This window comes from Pseudoxanthomonas sp. USHLN014, assembly GCF_037153335.1.
Lineage (GTDB): Bacteria > Pseudomonadota > Gammaproteobacteria > Xanthomonadales > Xanthomonadaceae > Pseudoxanthomonas_A > Pseudoxanthomonas_A winnipegensis.
This window is the reverse complement of sequence record NZ_JBBCKO010000003.1, coordinates 328,045-344,924: the sequence shown is the minus strand read 5'-3', so window position 1 is coordinate 344,924 and position 16,880 is coordinate 328,045. Positions and strand designations below refer to the sequence as shown.

At 71.2% G+C, this 16,880-nt stretch carries 15 protein-coding genes; 5 read left to right on the top strand and 10 right to left on the bottom strand.

The window, feature by feature from the left end; translation table 11 throughout:
* Positions 1–28 precede the first annotated feature (28 nt).
* From WFQ05_RS08475 to polA, 3 genes are all read right to left on the bottom strand, one after another.
* On the bottom strand, positions 29–1,453 hold the full coding sequence (locus WFQ05_RS08475; protein ID WP_337053452.1) for a sensor histidine kinase N-terminal domain-containing protein: 1,425 nt from the start codon (positions 1,451–1,453) through the stop codon (positions 29–31).
* 17 nt (positions 1,454–1,470) lie between these two features.
* On the bottom strand, positions 1,471–2,160 hold the full coding sequence (locus WFQ05_RS08470) for a response regulator transcription factor (RefSeq protein ID WP_130521806.1): 690 nt from the start codon (positions 2,158–2,160) through the stop codon (positions 1,471–1,473).
* 970 nt (positions 2,161–3,130) lie between these two features.
* Entirely contained in the window at positions 3,131–5,896 is a 2,766-nt protein-coding gene (polA, locus tag WFQ05_RS08465) for a DNA polymerase I (protein WP_337053451.1), read from the bottom strand.
* 110 nt (positions 5,897–6,006) lie between these two features.
* On the opposite strand from polA, the gene WFQ05_RS08460 reads away from it, so the two are divergent.
* Positions 6,007–6,327: a DUF2782 domain-containing protein gene (locus WFQ05_RS08460; RefSeq protein ID WP_205956659.1), complete on the top strand. Its 321-nt coding sequence runs from the start codon at positions 6,007–6,009 to the stop codon at positions 6,325–6,327.
* Positions 6,328–6,478: 151 nt separating this feature from the next.
* Here the strand turns inward: WFQ05_RS08460 and WFQ05_RS08455 are convergent, their stop codons facing one another.
* A complete protein-coding gene (locus tag WFQ05_RS08455) occupies positions 6,479–7,540 on the bottom strand; it encodes an acyltransferase (protein ID WP_337053450.1) in 1,062 nt (353 codons plus the stop codon).
* A gap of 326 nt (positions 7,541–7,866) precedes the next feature.
* Between WFQ05_RS08455 and WFQ05_RS08450 the strand changes: the two genes are divergently transcribed.
* Positions 7,867–9,546 carry a GMC family oxidoreductase gene (locus tag WFQ05_RS08450; RefSeq protein WP_130524713.1) on the top strand — a complete coding sequence of 560 codons (1,680 nt, stop codon included), beginning with the start codon at positions 7,867–7,869 and terminating at the stop codon, positions 9,544–9,546.
* 276 nt (positions 9,547–9,822) lie between these two features.
* Positions 9,823–10,716 carry a 2-dehydropantoate 2-reductase gene (locus tag WFQ05_RS08445; RefSeq protein WP_337053449.1) on the top strand — a complete coding sequence of 298 codons (894 nt, stop codon included), beginning with the start codon at positions 9,823–9,825 and terminating at the stop codon, positions 10,714–10,716.
* Positions 10,717–10,725: 9 nt separating this feature from the next.
* Here the strand turns inward: WFQ05_RS08445 and WFQ05_RS08440 are convergent, their stop codons facing one another.
* From WFQ05_RS08440 to WFQ05_RS08425, 4 genes are all read right to left on the bottom strand, one after another.
* The gene (locus tag WFQ05_RS08440; protein ID WP_130521653.1) at positions 10,726–10,962 is read right to left on the bottom strand and encodes a hypothetical protein; all 237 of its coding nucleotides are present in this window, start codon (positions 10,960–10,962) and stop codon (positions 10,726–10,728) included.
* Positions 10,963–11,170: 208 nt separating this feature from the next.
* Positions 11,171–11,401, bottom strand: a complete 231-nt coding sequence (locus WFQ05_RS08435; RefSeq protein WP_306995102.1) for a hypothetical protein — start codon at positions 11,399–11,401, stop codon at positions 11,171–11,173.
* 139 nt (positions 11,402–11,540) lie between these two features.
* Complete coding sequence (locus WFQ05_RS08430) at positions 11,541–12,638, bottom strand: DUF1615 domain-containing protein (protein ID WP_337053446.1); 1,098 nt, start codon at positions 12,636–12,638, stop codon at positions 11,541–11,543.
* A gap of 277 nt (positions 12,639–12,915) precedes the next feature.
* Positions 12,916–13,500 (bottom strand): phosphatase PAP2 family protein, encoded by a 585-nt coding sequence (locus tag WFQ05_RS08425; protein ID WP_337053445.1) that lies wholly within the window; start codon positions 13,498–13,500, stop codon positions 12,916–12,918.
* 142 nt (positions 13,501–13,642) lie between these two features.
* Here WFQ05_RS08425 and WFQ05_RS08420 point away from each other — a divergent pair, with 142 nt between their 5' ends.
* Complete coding sequence (locus WFQ05_RS08420; protein WP_337053444.1) at positions 13,643–14,764, top strand: NAD(P)/FAD-dependent oxidoreductase; 1,122 nt, start codon at positions 13,643–13,645, stop codon at positions 14,762–14,764.
* Between the two features lie 67 nt (positions 14,765–14,831).
* A complete protein-coding gene (locus WFQ05_RS08415; RefSeq protein ID WP_130521649.1) occupies positions 14,832–15,221 on the top strand; it encodes an MAPEG family protein in 390 nt (129 codons plus the stop codon).
* 9 nt (positions 15,222–15,230) lie between these two features.
* Here the strand turns inward: WFQ05_RS08415 and WFQ05_RS08410 are convergent, their stop codons facing one another.
* Together WFQ05_RS08410 and WFQ05_RS08405 are read right to left on the bottom strand one after the other, a co-directional pair.
* Positions 15,231–16,070 carry a DUF1932 domain-containing protein gene (locus WFQ05_RS08410; protein WP_337053443.1) on the bottom strand — a complete coding sequence of 280 codons (840 nt, stop codon included), beginning with the start codon at positions 16,068–16,070 and terminating at the stop codon, positions 15,231–15,233.
* A gap of 238 nt (positions 16,071–16,308) precedes the next feature.
* Positions 16,309–16,872, bottom strand: a complete 564-nt coding sequence (locus WFQ05_RS08405) for a hydrolase (RefSeq protein WP_286575731.1) — start codon at positions 16,870–16,872, stop codon at positions 16,309–16,311.
* Between the last annotated feature and the right edge of the window lie 8 nt (positions 16,873–16,880).

Here is a 16,880-nt window from a genome sequence, read left to right as displayed (position 1 = left end):
TTCGTCCGCGCCGGGGCGGCGGCGGGATTTACGCCAGGTTGTGCTTGCCCGGATCGGCCGCCGTCTCCGGTCGCGCCGCTGCGGGGAAGCGCACCTCCACCCGCAGCCCGCCCTGCGCGCCGCGCAGGAACGCCACCTCGGCCTGGTGGTGGCTGGCGATGCCCTGCACGATCGCCAGCCCCAGGCCTGTGCCCTCGCCGCCGGTGCCGGGCACGCGGAAGAAGCGCTCGCCCAGCCGCGCGCGCAGCGCGTCGGGCACGCCCGGGCCATCGTCTTCCACGCTGAGGATCACCCGCGCCTGCCCGGCCGAGAGGCCGACGGTGATGCTGCGGCCCTTGCCGGCATAGCGCAGGGCGTTGTCGATCAGGTTGTCGAGCAGTTCCTGCACCCCGCGCGCTTCGCCGACGATCGCGGGCACGGGCGCGTGCGGGGGCTGATAGCCCAGGTCCAGCCCGGCATCGAGCGCCTCGGGGACGCGGGCGGCCACCGCGCGCGGCACCAGCCGGTCCAGAGCCAGCGGCTCATGCATCTCCTCGCGCGGATGCGGCGCCTGCGCGCGGCTCAGCGCCAGCAGCTGGTTGGAGGCCCGGGCCGCACGCGCGGTCTGCGCCAGGATGTGGGCCAGCGACTGTTGCAGCTGGGCCGGATCCTGCGCCGTCATCGCCCGTTCGGCATGCAGCTGCAGGCCCGCCAGTGGCGTGCGCAGCTGGTGGGCGGCGTCGGTGATGAAGCGTTCCTGCAGGGAGATCGCGCCGCGCACGCGCACGAACAGCGCGTCCAGCGCGCGGGTCAGCGGCAGGATCTCGCGCGGCACGTCGGGCTCGGTCACCGGCGCCAGGGCCTGCTCGCGTTCGGCCAGGCGCCGGGTCAGCGGCGCCAGCAGGCCAAGCCCGCGGTCCACGCCGACCCAGACCAGCACCAGCACCACGGCGATCAGGCCGGCCTGCAGCGGCAGGGTCATCAGCAGCACGTCGCGGGCGCTGCGGTGGCGCTCGCGCAGGGTCTCGGCGACCGTCACCCCCAGCGTGTCGCCGGCCTCGTACGGCGAGGCCAGGCCGACGGTCGCCATGCGCAGATGGTGCTCGTCGTGGAAGCCCTTGTAGAGCACCGGCTTGGTCCCCGGCACCGGCATCCGCGTGTTGCCCAGGCCGCTGTCGCCGTAAAGCAGGCCGTGGCGCCGGCTGATCACGGCGAAGTAGTTGGGCCCGTTCGGGTCGTAGCGCAGCAGGAACTGCGCCTGCTGGGACAGTGCGTGCGACTGCGGCTCGCGCCGCAGCAGCTCGGCCAGGGTGACCGCGTCGTCGGCCAGGCTGCTGTCGTGCGCGCGGTTGGCGTAATGCAGTGCCACGCGATAGGTCAGCCCGGCATCGAGCGCTAGCAGCACCAGCATGGGCACCGCCAGCCACAGCACCAGCCGCCGGCGCAGGCTGGGGTGCGGGCTAGGGCCGGCCATCGGTCCCCCTGCAGGCCCTAGGCGTCATCGCCTGTGTCCTGTTGCTCCTGCAGCAGGTAGCCCAGACCGCGGATGGTGCGCACGCCCACGCCGCTGCCCTGCAGCTTGCGGCGCAGGCGATACATGGCGATGTCCAGGCCGTTGTCGCTGATGTCGGCATCCCAGCCGCACAGGACTTCGACCAGCTGGGCGCGGCTGGCGACCCGGCCGGTGCGCGTGGCCAGTGCGCCGAGCAGGCCGAACTCGCGGGCGGTCAGCTCCAGCGGGTCTTCGCCGATCCAGGCGCGGTGGCCGGCCAGGTCCAGGCGCAGCTGGCCCAGGCGCAGTTCGGGCGCGCCCTGGCTGACCATGCGCCGCAGCAGCGAGCGCACCCGTGCCTCGAACTCCTTCAGGGCGAAGGGTTTGACCAGGTAGTCGTCGGCGCCCAGGTCCAGCACCTGCACGCGATCCTCCAGCCCTTCGCGTGCGGTGATCACCAGCACCGCGGTGGTCGCCGCGCGGGCGCGCAGGCGCTGCAGCACCTGCACGCCATCCATGGGCCCCAGCAGGCCCAGGTCCAGCACCAGCAGCTGGTACTCGGTGTCGCGCAGCGCCAGATCGGCACGGGAACCATCGGCCAGATGATCCACCGCATGCCCCTGCTGGCGCATGGCCGAGACCACGGCCTCGGCGATGGCCGCATCGTCCTCGACGATCAGGACGCGCATGGCGGACGGGACAGCAGACGAGAAGGGAACGGCAGCATGCGCACCACACCACGAAGCGGCTCAACCGGCAGGCGCGAAGTGTCGCCGAAAACCTGTCGCGCCGGTCAGGTCTTTGGGCTTGCGGGCAGGAAGGCGTTTCGACTCCGTAAGGGCAGCGCGTCAGGTCACAGGGCTTTGGCTTGAGCCCCCTCCCTTGCGCGCAGCGCAGGGGAGGGATGGGGAGGGGTCGGGGCTTTACCGGGCAAGCCGCCGAAGCAAGAGCACCCCACCCCCTCAGTCGCTAGTTAGCGACTTCGAGCTCCCCTTCGCCTGCGGCGAAAGGGAGGGGGCAAAGCGCTCGCTGGATGCCTTCGTGCCGTAAGAGGTCCTGATCCATTCGCCGCAGAGCGTCGGCCCGGGCAGGCGAGCGGCGAGCGGGCCAGGGATGGTCCGCGGCGGCGAGTCCGCCGTCGAGGGCTGACCGAGCAGAGGCGCCGCGCCCGAGCGGGTCGAGGCGGGTTGGCGAAGCAGGCTTTTCGGGCAGGCGCGCGTGGCGACGGCGGGTTGGTGCGACCGCACGCCGGCGATCGGGCATAAAAAAGCCCCGCGGAGCAGGGGGGGCTCGGCGGGGCCAGGGTACGGGAGCCTGGGGAGGGGCTCTTCGTACCAGAGATCGGCCCCAGGGGATGGGGGGCGATCCGCGACAGACCTTGCATCTGTCGAGGGCTATGAAAGCACTCCCAACATGGATAGATCGTGAAGGATCCAGTTAAAAACCCGTTGAATTTAGGGGATATTCAGATCATAAACTGGTCAGTTCTGAAATTAATTTCTCGTTATCTCGAAAATCACGATGTAACTGGCTGTTTCGCCAGCATCGCGTAGGCCGCAACGCCGTGCTGGAGGCCCGAACTGCGGGTTTTATTGCACCGCCTGACACAAAGACGCTATACGCGCCAACGTCCACTTCGCAACACACCCGCACAGCCAATCAGTGCGCCTCGTCCCAGTTGTCGCCGACGCCACAATCGACTTCCAGCGGCACGGCCAAGCTCGCCGCGCCCGCCATCAGGCTGCGCGCCTGCGCGGCGAGGGTCTCGACGAAGTCGGCCTCGGCCTCGAACACCAGTTCGTCGTGCACCTGCAGGATCATCATGGCGCGCTCGCGATGGTCGGCGAGCCACGCGTCCACCCTGACCATCGCGCGCTTGATGATGTCCGCCGCGGTGCCCTGCATCGGCGCGTTGATCGCCGCGCGCTCGGCGCCGGCGCGCTGGCCCTGGCTGCCGGCGTTGATGTAGTCCAGATACAGGCGGCGGCCGAACACGGTCTCGACATAGCCCTGCTCGCGCGCCTGCTGGCGGGTGGCCTCCATGTAGTCGCGCACGCCCGGATAGCGGCTGAAGTACAGGGCGATGTAGTCCTGCGCCTCGCCGCGGCCGATGCCCAGCTGGCGCGCCAGGCCGAAGGCGCTCATGCCGTACATCAGGCCGAAGTTGATCGCCTTGGCGGCGCGGCGCTCGTTGGACGTGACCTGATCGATGCTGCGGCCGAAGACCTCGGCCGCGGTGGCGCGGTGCACGTCGGCGCCGGATTCGAACGCGCCGACCAGACCGGGATCGCCGGACAGGTGGGCCATGATCCGCAGCTCGATCTGCGAATAGTCGCAGGCCACCAGCTTGCGCCCGGGCGGGGCGACGAAGGCGCGGCGGATGCGGCGGCCGTCCTCGGTGCGGATCGGGATGTTCTGCAGGTTCGGGTCGGACGAGGACAGGCGCCCGGTCGCCGCGCCGGCCTGGTGGTAGCTGGTGTGCACGCGGCCGGTCTGCGGATGGATCATCTCCGGCAGCTTGTCGGTGTAGGTGCTGCGCAGCTTGGCCAGGCCGCGGTACTCCAGGATCACGCGCGGCAGCTCGTGCGCCTCGGCGATGGCCTCCAACGCCTCCTCGTTGGTCGAGGGCTGGCCCTTGGGCGTCTTGACCACCGCCGGCAGGCCCAGCTCGTCGAACAGCAGCGCCTGCAGCTGCTTGGGCGAATCCAGGTTGAAGCTGCGCCCGGCCAGTTCGGTCGCCTTCTGCTGGGCGGCGAGCATGCGCTTGGACAGGTCGGCGCTCTGGCGGCGCAGCTCGTCGGCATCCACGCGCACGCCGTTGGCCTCGATCCGCGCCAGCACCGGCACCAGCGGGATCTCGATGTGGCGATAGACCGAATCCAGCGCCGGCTCGGCGGCCAGCTTGGGCGACAGCACCTGGTGCAGGCGCAGGGTGATGTCGGCGTCCTCGGCCGCGTAGCGGGTGGCGTCCTCCAGGGACACCTGCGAGAACGGGATCTGCTTGGCGCCCTTGCCGCACACGTCCTCGTACTTGACCGTGTCGTAGCCCAGGTAGCGCTTGGCCAGGCTGTCCATGTCGTGGCGGGCGCTGCCGGAGTTGAGCACGAAGCTCTCCAGCAGGGTGTCCTGGGTGTAGCCGGCCACTTCCACGCCGTGGCGGCGCATGACGTGCAGGTCGTACTTGCCGTGCTGGCCGATCTTCTCCACGTCCGCATCGGTCAGCAGCGGGCGCAGCGCCTCCAGCGCATCCTGGCGCGGCAGCTGCGCCGGCGCACCCGGATAGTCGTGGCCCAGCGGCAGGTAGGCGGCCTTGCCCACTTCGGCGGCGAAGCTCAGGCCGATCAGGTTGGCCTGCATCGGGTCCAGGCTGTCGGTCTCGGTGTCGAAGGCGAAGCGGCCGGCGGCCTTGAGGGTGTCGATCCAGGCATCGAGCTGTTCGGTGGTCAGCAGCGTCTCGTATTCGCCCGCGGCCGAGAGCGCCGGATCGAGATCGGGCGCGGCAGCCGGCGCGGGCGCGGCGCTGAAACCCGTGCCGCGCGCCTTCCCAGGTTCTTTTTCCGCGATCGGCACCGACACGCTGCCACCGTCCAGGTCCTTCAGTGCCTGGTTGAAGCCATAGCGCGCGTAGAGCTCGCGCAGTTCGTCCACGTGCTGCTCGCGCAGGGCCAGGTCCTGGGCGGCCACTTCCAGCGGCACGTCGGTGCGTATGGTCACCAGCGCGCGGTTGAGCGGCAGGCGCTCGAGCGCCGCGCGCAGGTTGTCGCCGATCTTGCCCTTGATGCTGCCGGCGTTGGCGATGACGTTGTCCAGCGTGCCGTACTCGGCCAGCCACTTGGCGGCGGTCTTGGGGCCGCACTTCTCCACGCCGGGCACGTTGTCCACCGTATCGCCCATCAGCGAGAGCAGGTCGACGATCTGATCGGCGCGCACGCCGAACTTGTCCATCACCGCCGCGTCCGAATCCATCCGGCTGCCGCTCATGGTGTTGACCAGTTCCACGCCCGGGCGCACCAGCTGGGCGAAGTCCTTGTCGCCGGTGGAGATGGTCACCTGCAGCCCGTCGCGGCAGCCTTGCACCGCGAGGGTGCCGATCACATCGTCGGCCTCCACCCCTTCCACGCGCAGGATGTCGATGCCCAGCGCGTGGACGATCTTCATCATCGGCTCGACCTGCGCCCGCAGGTCGTCGGGCATCGCCGCTCGGTTGGCCTTGTACTCGGGATACAGGTCGTCGCGGAAGGTCTTGCCGGGCGCGTCGACCACGAAGGCGACGTACTCGGGCCGCTCCTTCAGCGTGGCGCGCAGCATGTTGACCACGCCGAACAGCGCGCCGGTCGGTTCGCCGGCCGCGTTGCTCAGCGGCGGCAGCGCGTGGAAGGCGCGGTAGAGGTAGCTGGAGCCGTCGATCAGTACGAGTCTTGTCATGCGCAGATTCTACGCCGCGCCTCCACGTCACCGGCCGTCACCCGGCAGCACGCGCGCAGGCGGATAATCGGTATGGTTCCCACCTGCGAGATGCCGCCATGAAGCGCCTGATGCCCGTCCTGACCTGCCTGCTACTGAGCGGCGGGATCCTGCTCACCGGCTGCGCCAGCGGCGGCGGCGCGCGCCACGGCGGCCAGGACCTGACCGAGATGGACCTGCCCGACGCCGATGTGGCCGTGCGCACCGAGGACAACGGCGACGTCATCCAGGAGTACCGCGTGGCCGGCGCCCTGCGCATGGTCAAGATCACCCCGAGCCGCGGCCCGGCCTACTACCTCTACGACGACAACGGCGACGGCAGGCTGGACCGCTCCAGCGATCCCAACCGCGGCGACATCTCGCCGGTGTACTGGAAGCTCTACGGCTGGTGAAGTAGCGGCGTGGCGCCGCCGGGTGCGGCTGGCACCGAGCCCCTCTCCCACATCGTCGTTCCCGCGAAAGCGGGAACCCATGGACGTTCGGCTTCTCGCTTGAAAGGCACGGGGTTCCCGCATGCGCGGGAACGACGGACTGTCGGCCGTCCTAGCGCGTCTCCGCAGCCTCTTCGACCGAGGCCGCCTTGCGCCTGGCACCACGCTCCATCCACGCCCTGCGCAACCCGCGCGTGATCGGACGTTCCAGCCAGCGATAGCTGGCCAACCCGACCAGCGCGCTCACCCCCAGCGCGGTGAGCAGATAGCCCGCCAGCTGCAGCGGCCCATGCATCGGAATGCGCGCCCACAGCGCCTGCACCAGCAGCAGCGCCAGCACGGTATGGGTGAGGTAGATCGAGTAGCTGGCATCGCCCAGCCGCTCCAGCAGCGGGTGGCGCGGCGCGCGCGTGCCCAGCCCGATCGCACCGGCCACGACCGCGACGCCGCACACGATCCGACCCGCCAGTGCCAGCCCGTCCTCCGGCAGCGCCGGCAAGAGCAGCAGCCCCGCCAGCCCGGCCGGCAGCAGCCAGCCCGGTAGACGATCGGCATGGCCGCGGCGGTAGAGCACGCCCAGCCAGAGTCCGCACAGGAATTCGAGCAGCAGCGGACTGGTGTAGGTGCGTGCCAGCGGGCCTTGGGGCTCGCCCAGCGCGCCTGCCGCGACCAGCGCCAGGATCAGCACGGTCGGCGCTGCCACCACGCGCCTGAGCACGATGCCGACGCAGAACAGCGCGTAGAAGAACATCTCGTAGTTGAGCGTCCAGCCCACGGCCAGCAGCGGATACAGCTCGCCGTGCTTGTCCGGGCTCGGGTGCGGGATGAAGAACAGCGACTGCAGCAGGTGCCACAGTTCGCTGGCGTCCAGGCGCGCCTGGTGGCGCAGCAGCTCGATCGCCAGCAGCGCCAGGGTCGCGATCCAGTACAGGGGCACCACCCGGATCACCCGCTTGCCGATGAACTCGCGCCAGCGCTCGTCGCGCGCGGCGACGTACATGATCAGGCCGCTGATCACGAAGAAGATGTCCACGCCGGAGGCGAACGCCTCGTAGTGCGCCAGCGGATTCCAGAGCCAGGGAATCGGGTTGCGCGCGTGGTGCAGGACGACCATCAGCGCGGCCACGGCCCGCAGCGACTGGATGGCGGCCAGGCGGTCCTTGTCCGATCCCATGCGGCTTCATTCGGGCGGCGCCCGCGTGGGGCAGGAGCGCCGGATCCTGACACGATGGTCATGAAGCGAGGCCGTGTGCGATCGCGGATCGTGACAGGGGCCGCAGTTGAGCTGGCTCAGGTTGATCCGGGAATCGGCCCGTTGGCGAGGGGCGATGCAAAAGCAAAGGCGACCCCACCCCAGCCCTCCCCTTCGCCTTGGGCGAAAGGGAGGGGGCAAGACCGTGGCCAGCTGACTGTCCTGTCAGGCGCCTTGCCCGCGTTGTCTGGGGGAAAGGACGCCTCAGGCGCCCGGATTCGACCGTCTGATCGACAGGATGTGCGTTCATGTTCGTTGATGCCAAGGCGCTGCCCCGCGGCGCAACCGTTCGCTCCCACGTCTGCATCGTCGGTGCCGGCCCCGCCGGCATCGCCGTGGCCACCGCCCTGCGCCACTGCGGCCTCAAGGTCACCCTGCTGGAAAGCGGCGGCCTGGACGAAGACCACGCCGCCCGCGGCCAGCCGGCCAGCACCTCGGTGTTCGACGGCCACCAGGGCATCTGGACCACGCGCCGGTTCGGCGGCAACGCCAACCGCTGGCTGGTCGACGCGGGCACCGGTGCCAACCACCTGCGTCTGACCACGCTCAGCGCGGTCGATTTCGAGGCGCGGCCGTGGCTGCCCGACAGCGCCTGGCCGCTGTCCATCGCCGAGCTGGCGCCGTTCTATGCGCGCGCCCAGCAATGGTTCGAGCTGCCGCCCTGGCACTACGGCCCGGGCTACTGGGAGGGCGCCGATGCGCCGCGGCTGCCGCTGCAGGGCAGTGGCCTGCGCACCAGCATGTTCCACTTCGCCGACAAGGAAGTCGTGCTGAGCGGGCAGCGCGAGCTGATCGGCGCCTCGCGCGACATCACCTGCTACTACAACGCCACCGCCGCGCGCCTGCAGCTGGATGCGTCGAGCGGGCGCGTGCGCGCGGTGCACGCCCTGGCGCAGCCCGGTCATGCGCTGGTGTTCGAGGCCGACACCATCGTGCTGGCGCAGGGCGGCCTGGCCACGCCGCAGCTGCTGCTGGCCTCCGACGATGTGCTCGCCGACGGCATCGGCAACCAGCACGGGCTGGTCGGGCGTTATTTTATGGACCATCCGCTGGTCTTCGGCGGCACCTTCACCCCGAGCTCGCGCAAGCTGATCGACCGCATGGCGCTGTACGACCTGCGCCGCGTCGATGGCACCTCGGCCATGGGCCATCTGCAGCTGACCGATGCCACCCTGCGCGGCGAGCCCAGCGTCAACCTCAGCACGATCCTGTTCCCCCGGCGCAGCATGTCGCGCCGGCGCGAGATCGGCTTCCGCGCCTCGCAGCGCGTGCGCGAGGCGCTGCGTCGCAAGCAGCTGCCGCGCAAGCGCGACCTGGTGGCCGCGGCGCTGGGCGTCGACGGCGTGCTGCAGCAGTACAACGACCGCCTGCGTCGCCCGATCTCGCACCTGGGCGTGGGCGGCTGGTCGCGCCAGGGCGAGCCGAGCCACCGTCTGGACCACTTCGAAGTGCTGCACCAAGTCGAGCAGCCGCCGCGCTACGACAACCGCGTGCGCCTGGGCCAGGAGCGCGACGATCTGGGCAACCGCCTGATCGAGATCCAGTGGCGCTGGCACGATCAGGACATCGCCCTGGTCCACCGCAGCCAGGACATCGTGGCGCGCGAGCTGGCGCGCAGCGGCCTGGGCACCTTCCACATCCGCCGGCCGATGGAGATCAAGACCACCTCCACCACGCATTTCCTGGGCACCACGCGCATGCACGACGACCCGCGCAGCGGCGTGGTCGATCGCGAGGGCCGCGTGCACGGCGTGGAGAATCTATACGTCACCGGTTCGTCGGTGTTCCCCAGCGGCGGCTACGCCAACCCGACCCTGACCATCGTCGCGCTGTCGCTGCGGCTGGCCGAACGGATCCGCAACGAGGCCGGCGTTGCCGCGCCGCTGATCGATCTTCCCAGCGGGACGCGGCGCGCGCCGATCGGCTAGCGTGCATGGCGGGCTCTGGGCTGAGTGCAGGCCCGCCATGAAACAGTCGATCCCGCGTTGCGCGTCTCGCCGACGCGGCATTGGCGCTTGGGGCTCATCGCGTCTGATCGTCGTTCCCGCGAACGCGGGAACCCAGCGCCTTTCGCACGATCCTGAAGGTGTCAACGACACCGCGCTCCCACTTCTGCGGGAACAACAGGTTCCGATCACCACCCTTACCTCACCCCGCGACACGCTCTAAAGTCCGTGGCTTTCCCATGAACCAAGGAGGCCGCGATGCGTATCGCGGTGATGGGGGCCGGCGCAGTCGGCTGCTACTACGGCGCCATGCTGGCGCGCGCCGGCCACGCGGTGACCCTGATCGGCCGGGCGCCGCTGGTCGAAGCGGTGCAGGCCCATGGCCTGCGGCTGGAGTCGGCCGCGTTCGATGGCGTGGTCGCGCTGCAGGCCAGCACCGACGCCGCCGCGGCGGCCGAGGCCGAGCTGGTGCTGTGCTGCGTGAAGTCCGGCGACACCGAGACGGCCGGCGCCGCGCTCGCGCCCTGGCTCGCGCCGCAGGCCCAGGTGCTCAGCCTGCAGAACGGCGTGGACAATGCCGCACGCCTGGCGCAGGCGCTGCAGCATCCCGTCATCCCCACCGTGGTCTACGTCGGCACCGAGATGGCCGGCCCGGCGCATGTGCGCCACCACGGCCGCGGCGAGCTGGTAATCGGCGCAGGGGCGAGCAGCGCCGCGCTGGCCGCGATGCTGACTGAGGCCGGCATCCCGAGCGAAGTCTCGGACCACGTGGCCGAGGCGCTCTGGGCCAAGCTGGTGATCAACTGCTGCTACAACGCGCTGTCGGCCATCTCCCAGCAGCCCTACGGCCTGCTGGTGCAGGTGCCGGGGATCAAGGACACCATGCGCGCGGTCTTCGACGAATGCACGGCGGTGGCCGCGGCCGCGTCCATCACGCTGCCCGATGACCTGTGGGACGCCACGTACGGCCTGGCGCGCAACATGGCCGGCCAGCGCTCCTCCACCGCGCAGGACCTGGCGCGCGGCCGGCCCAGCGAGATCGACCATCTCAACGGCGCCGTCGTGCGGCTGGGCCGGGAACATGGCATCGCCACGCCGGTCAACCACACGCTGTGGAGTCTGGTGAAGCTGCTCGAGGCCGCGCCGCGCTAGCGGCGTCGGTCAGGGTGCGCGGCGATACACCGCCGCGTTGATGCACGAGAGCACGCTGATGATGAACCAGCCGAAGGGCAGCAGCGACAGCGTGATCAGCCAGGTGATGACGAAGGCCACGCAGCCGGTCAGGAACCACAGCACCGCCGAGATCAGCCGCCCCTGGAACAGCTGGCCCAGTCCCGGGATGAAGAAACTGCAGATGGCGGCGATGACGTTGCCTGCCGAACCCTGTCCTGCGCTCATGGGGATGTCCTGGAGTCCGATGCGGATCGATCGACCGCGATGCTCACCGCGCACGGCCGCCGCGCCCAGTGACGAAGGTCATGCGCCTGGAGCACGGGATCGGGGCGGCCCAGGGAACCCGTCGTTCCCGCGAACGCGGGAACCCAGCGCCTTCGATTTCCGCACGAATCCGCGCAGCGCGTCGCTTCTGCAGGCCCGCGAGCGGCGCCTAGTCCGCCACCGCGATCCGCATCCCATGCGGCGCCAGCATCGCATTCAAGCGCGCGGTCAGGTCCAGCTCCGGCGGCGCGCATGCCTCGATCTCGTCCAGCCGGAGCATGAACGCGTTCCAGAAATCGCCCGGCGCCGGGTGCGCGGCCACCAGCGCAGGCAGGGCCTGTTCCAGCGCCTGGAGCATGGCTTCGAGCTGCGGCGACGTGTCGGGCGGAAGCGCGGTCATGGCGAGCTTGCGCAGGCGCGTGGTGCGACTGCGCGGCGATGGCGAAGGGAGTCCGACGCATCTTAAGGCGCTCGTTGACGCGGCCAAGCGCATCTAAAGCCAGCCTGTCCGCTTTCGCTGACCGATGCGCGCCCGGCGCTCAGCGGCGCATGCACCGCTGCCAGCGCGCGTTGACCCGGTCGGCGAACCAGGCGGTGGTCAGCTGGCGGGTGATCTTGGGGCTCTCCAGCCGGATGCCCGGCAGCACCGCGCGCGGCAGCGGCCGGCCGGCCGCCGCGTCGCCCAGGGCGAACACGCGTGCATACAGCGCGCTGTCCTCGAACGCCAGCGTGTCACCCTGCTGCAGCGCGCGGCGGATCTGGCCCTCGTCCATGTCCAGGCGTGCGCCCAGGGCGCGCACCGCGCGCTCGGTGGCGCCCGGATCGTCCATGCCCGCGCCGGGCCGCAGCAGGTCGCCGTCCAGGGCCAGCTTGATGCCCGAGGCGCGACTGACCGCGGCCTGGAAGGCGGCGTTGCGGCTGGCGTACCAGCCGGCGTTGAAATCGGCGAAGCGGTACAGCAGCGCGTCGTAATGCGCCGGATAGCCCAGCAGATGGGCGGTGCCGAAATACAGCCCACCGCGCCGGGTGAACACCTCGTGGCGCACGCCGGCCTGCAGCGGATACGGATAGCCGCCCGTGCGCGTCTGGGCGAAGGCGATGCTCACCTGCATCGGCCCGCCGGTGCGGACCGGGTTGAGCCCGCCGAACAGCTTGCCGCCCAGCGGCACCATGCCGACGAAGTCCTCGTAGAGCTCGCTGAGCTGGCGCTCGGTGCGCACCGCCGCCAGGCGCTGGGCGTAGCTGCGCCCATCGGGCGAGGTGATGCGCAGCGCCGCATCGACCAGCAGGCCCGGCACATGCAGCGCCGCCGCGCGGCGGTCGATCTCGCCGCGCGCGATCGCCGGCAGGCCGGGCACCGGCGGATCGGCCTGATAGGTGGACTCCTGCTCGGTCACCGCCAGCACCGCGCACACGTGTTCGGGGCTGGGGTCGATGCCCTGCGCGGTCAGGGCTACGTAGACGTCGTCGGCCCAGCCTTGCGCGTCGGGCAGCGTGGCCGGCAGCTTGCGCACGATCTCGGCCCGCACCGCATCGGGGTTGCGCTGCGGCGCCTTGGGCTGGGTCGCGCAGCCGGCCAGCAGCAGGCAGAGCAGCCCTGAGGCGGTGCGGAGCGTGTCGAGGCGGCGCGGCGGCATGGCGCGCATGGTGCCATGCGCGCGTCCCGGTGCGCGTCACGGGCATCGAGATGAGGGCGAAGCGCATACAGGGCGCGCATGCGCAGCGTCACTCCTGCGCGCACACCTTGCACCCGGCGGCTCCGAACCTCGAGACGTCCGCGCACTCTCCATCGTCGTTCCCGCGAAGGCGGGAACCCAGCGGCTTTCGCACACCGCCTCGATGCCATCGGGTTCCCGACCTGGCGGAAGCGACGCCATCCGTCGTCCGCTCCCGCCTCGAAGCCCCCGACAGCCCCTACCCCCGGATCCGCCAGGCGATATGCGACAGCACGCGCTCGGCCGGCACATTGGGCACCAGCCACACCGCCAGGCCGGCGACCATCGCCGTGCCCACGACCCAAGGCGCCGCATGCGGCGGCAAGGCCAGCTGGGCGCGCCAGCGCCACAGCATCCAGCCCGAAGCGGCCAGGCCCAGCCCCAGGCCGACCACGATTTCCACCGGCGTGTGGCGGAAGCTGAGCACCCGCGCCACCGCCACGGCCACCGCCAGCGCCACGCCGATCAGGGTGGACAGCAGGCGCGTCGTCGGCGCGGCATGCGCGGCCAGCAGATAGCCCAGCACCGGATACAGCATCGCCGCCAGCGCGCTGTGGCCGCTGATGGTGAAGAAACCGACGCTGCGCCAGTCCACGCCGAAGGCCTTGTAGGCCAGCTTGGACGCCACGATCGCGCCGCCCAGCGCCACCAGCGTGGCGGCCCATGCCACGGCCAGGCGCGGATTGCGCCCCCACCACAGCCCGCCCAGGACCAGCATGACCGGGACCAGCAGCCGGCTGTCGCCCATCCAGTTCAAGGCAGTGCTGAGCGGCGATGGCGTCATGCGGAGGTCCGGCGGAGAGGCGACACCCCACACTACGGCAACCGCACCGAACCCAGGCCGCGTCCCGAGCGGGCCGTAATTGCCGTGTGGTGGGAGGTGCACGCCCCGCGCGCACGGCATCGAATCAATCTGGAGTGGCGGTATGGAACGCGTGGACAGCGTGGTGATCGGCGCCGGCGTGGTCGGCCTGGCGGTGGCGCGGGCGCTGGCGCTGGCCGGGCGCGAGGTGCTGGTGCTGGAGGCCGAGTCGGCGATCGGCACGGGCACCAGTGCGCGCAACAGCGAGGTCATCCATGCCGGCCTGTACTACCCGCACGGTTCGCTCAAGGCGCGGCTGTGCGTGCAGGGCCGCCAGCAGCTGTACGCCTTCTGCCAGCGCACCGGGGTGGCGCATCGCCGCTGCGGCAAGCTGATCGTCGCGGTGGACGACGCCCAGCGCGAAGGGCTGGCGCAGATCCGCCAGCATGCCCTGGCCAATGGCGTGAGCGACCTGCGCGAGCTCGAGGCGGACCAGGTGCGCGCGCTGGAGCCGGACCTGCACGCCGTGGCCGCGCTGCTCTCGCCCAGCACCGGCATCATCGACAGCCACGGCCTGATGCTGGCCCTGCAGGGCGAGGCCGAGGCGCAGGGCGCGCTGCTGGCCCTGCGCGCGCCGGTGAGCGCCATCGCCTGCGACGACCAGGGCTTTGCGATCGAGGTCGGCGGCGACAGCCCGATGCGGCTGCACGCCGACCTGCTGGTGAACAGCGCCGGCCACGGTGCGCCGGTGCTGGCCGCCGCCATGCGCGGGCTGGCCCCGGCGCATGTGCCGCAGGCGTGGTTCGCCAAGGGCAGCTATTTCAGCCTGGCCGGGCGCACGCCGTTCACGCATCTGGTCTATCCGTTGCCCGAGCCCGGCGGCCTGGGCACGCACCTGACCCTGGACCTGGCCGGGCGCGCGCGCTTCGGCCCGGACGTGGAATGGGTGGACACGCTCGACTACACGCTGGACCCGCGCCGCGGCGAGCGCTTCTACGCCGCGATCCGCCGCTACTGGCCCGGCCTGGCCGACGGCGCGCTGCAGCCGGCCTATACCGGCATCCGGCCCAAGATCAGCGGCCCGGGCCAGGCCAATGCGGACTTCCGCATCGACGGACCCGCGCACCACGGCATCGCCGGGCTGGTAAACCTGTTCGGCATCGAATCGCCGGGCCTGACCTCCGCGCTGGCCATCGCCGACCACGTCTGCGCGCTGCTGGAACTGACCGAGCCGCTCGCCGCCTGAGCGCCCGGCCCCTTCACGCGCCGATGCGGGACACTGCGCTCTCTCTCCGAGCAAGCCGAGCCACCCCATGCCGATCGAACTGAAGCTGCTGGCCTGGTCCATCCTGCTGGGCCTGGCCTATGTGCTGCTGGCCGCCGCCCTGGTCACCGCCAAACGCGGCGTGGCCTGGAACGCCGGCAACCGCGATGCCCCGGTCGAACCGCTGCGCGGCCCGCCCGCGCGGGCGCAGCGGGCCAGCGCCAACTTCCTGGAGACCTTCCCGTTCTTCGCCGCCGGGGTGCTGGCCGTGGTCGCCCTGGGCCGCACCAGCCCGCACACGGCGCTGGCCGCGCAGCTGTACTTCTGGGCGCGGCTGGCCTATCTGCCGGTGTACGTGATCGGCATCCCCTACCTGCGCTCGATCATCTGGGTGGTGTCGCTGTGGGCGATCCTGCAGATGGTGTGGGCGCTGCTGTAGGCGCGCGCTTCAGGTGACGGGGAAGGCGCGCAGCACCGCGGCCGCCTCGCCTGCGCCATCCAAGTCGTCGGCCAGCGCGCGGCAGTGCGCGGCCAGCGCGGTGTAGATCCCGGCCTCGGGCCGTTCCGGGCCGATGAAGGCGGCGATCTCCTCCATCTCCGGCGCCCAGCGCCGCGCCTTGGGCAGCAGGTCCGGCAGCGCATGGTCCAGCTGCGCCAGCAGCGCGGGATGGGTCTGCCCCAGCGCCGCGCGCAGGGCCTCGCCCGCATCGTGGCGCTGCGCCGCCAGGGCCATGGCGGCGCCCAGCAGCGCCACGCCCTTGTTGATCCCGGCGTAGGCCATCTTCAGCGCGCTGGCCGCGCCGACGCCGCCGTGCAGCGTGCGTGCCTGCAGGCCATGGGCCTGCAGCAGGGTGGCCAGCTCGGCCGCGTCGTCGGACAGGTAAATGGTCGGGCCGGGCGCCTCGCCCTTGGGCGGAAAGCCCAGGATGCAGCCGTCGACGAAGCGCGCACCCGCCGCCTCGATCACCGCCTGCATCTGCACCGCGGTGTCGGGGTTGATCGCGTTGAGGTCGACGAATACCGGTGGCCGCGCCACGCCTAGGCACCAGCCCGCGAACTCCCGCGCCAGGGTCATCGCCTGCGCCGGCGGCACCACCGACAGGAACCAGGGCGCCTGCATCAGCTCGCCGGTGGCCACCACGCGCAGGCCGGCGGCTTCGGCACGCGCCCGGCTGGACGCGCTGCGGCCCTCCAGCGCGGTGAGCACCGGCACGCCGTGTGCCACCAGGCGCGCGCCAAGCGCCGCACCCATGGCGCCGGGCGCCACCAAGGCCAGGGGATCGGTCATCGCACGCGCTCGCTCACCGGAAGATGCCGCACATCGTGCGCCTGGCCGTCGGCCTCGCCCAGCGATGCCGAGCCGGAACGTCCCGCCAGGAGGAACGTCCGGCTGCCGCGATTCCGCTGCGAACCGTGAGCCCGTCTTGGCCCTCGGTTGGACACGCCGCAACGCGCCTCATCCAGGCTTGCCATGGAGCGCCGCGTTCCCCAGCGCGGCTCCCCATGGGGCAGTGCTCGCGATGCCGCTACGCCTGCAGCTGCAGCGCGTCGCTGGGGACGATGCGCGCCACGCGCGGCAGCACGTGTTCGAGCGTCATACGGTGCAGCTCCTCCGAGACGCTGGCGCACAGATCCGGCGCGACGACCACGGCGAAGCCCAGCTCCCAGGCATGGCGCGCGGTGGACTCGACACCGAAGTTGGTGGCGATGCCGCCCAGCACGATGGTGTCGATGCCGCGGCGGCGCAGCTGCTGCTCCAGGCTGGTCCCGGTGAAGGCGCCCCACTGACGCTTGGTCACGCGCAGGTCGCCGGGCTGGACCAGGCCGTCGTGCAGCTGCGACCAGTCGGCCGGCAGCGGGCCGCCACCGAGCGGCCGGTCGACCGGCTGGCGCGGCGCATCGACCATGTCCGCGCCGAAATCGACATTGAGCAGCACGACCTGCGCGCCGGCCTGGCGGAAGCGGGCCGCGGCGGCGCGGCCGCGGGCCGCGACTTCCTCACCACTGATGGGCTGCAGCGGCATGGCGGTGATGCCGTGCTGCAGATCGATCAACACAAGCGCCGTACGGCGCGGGGACAGCGTCAACATGGGGATCT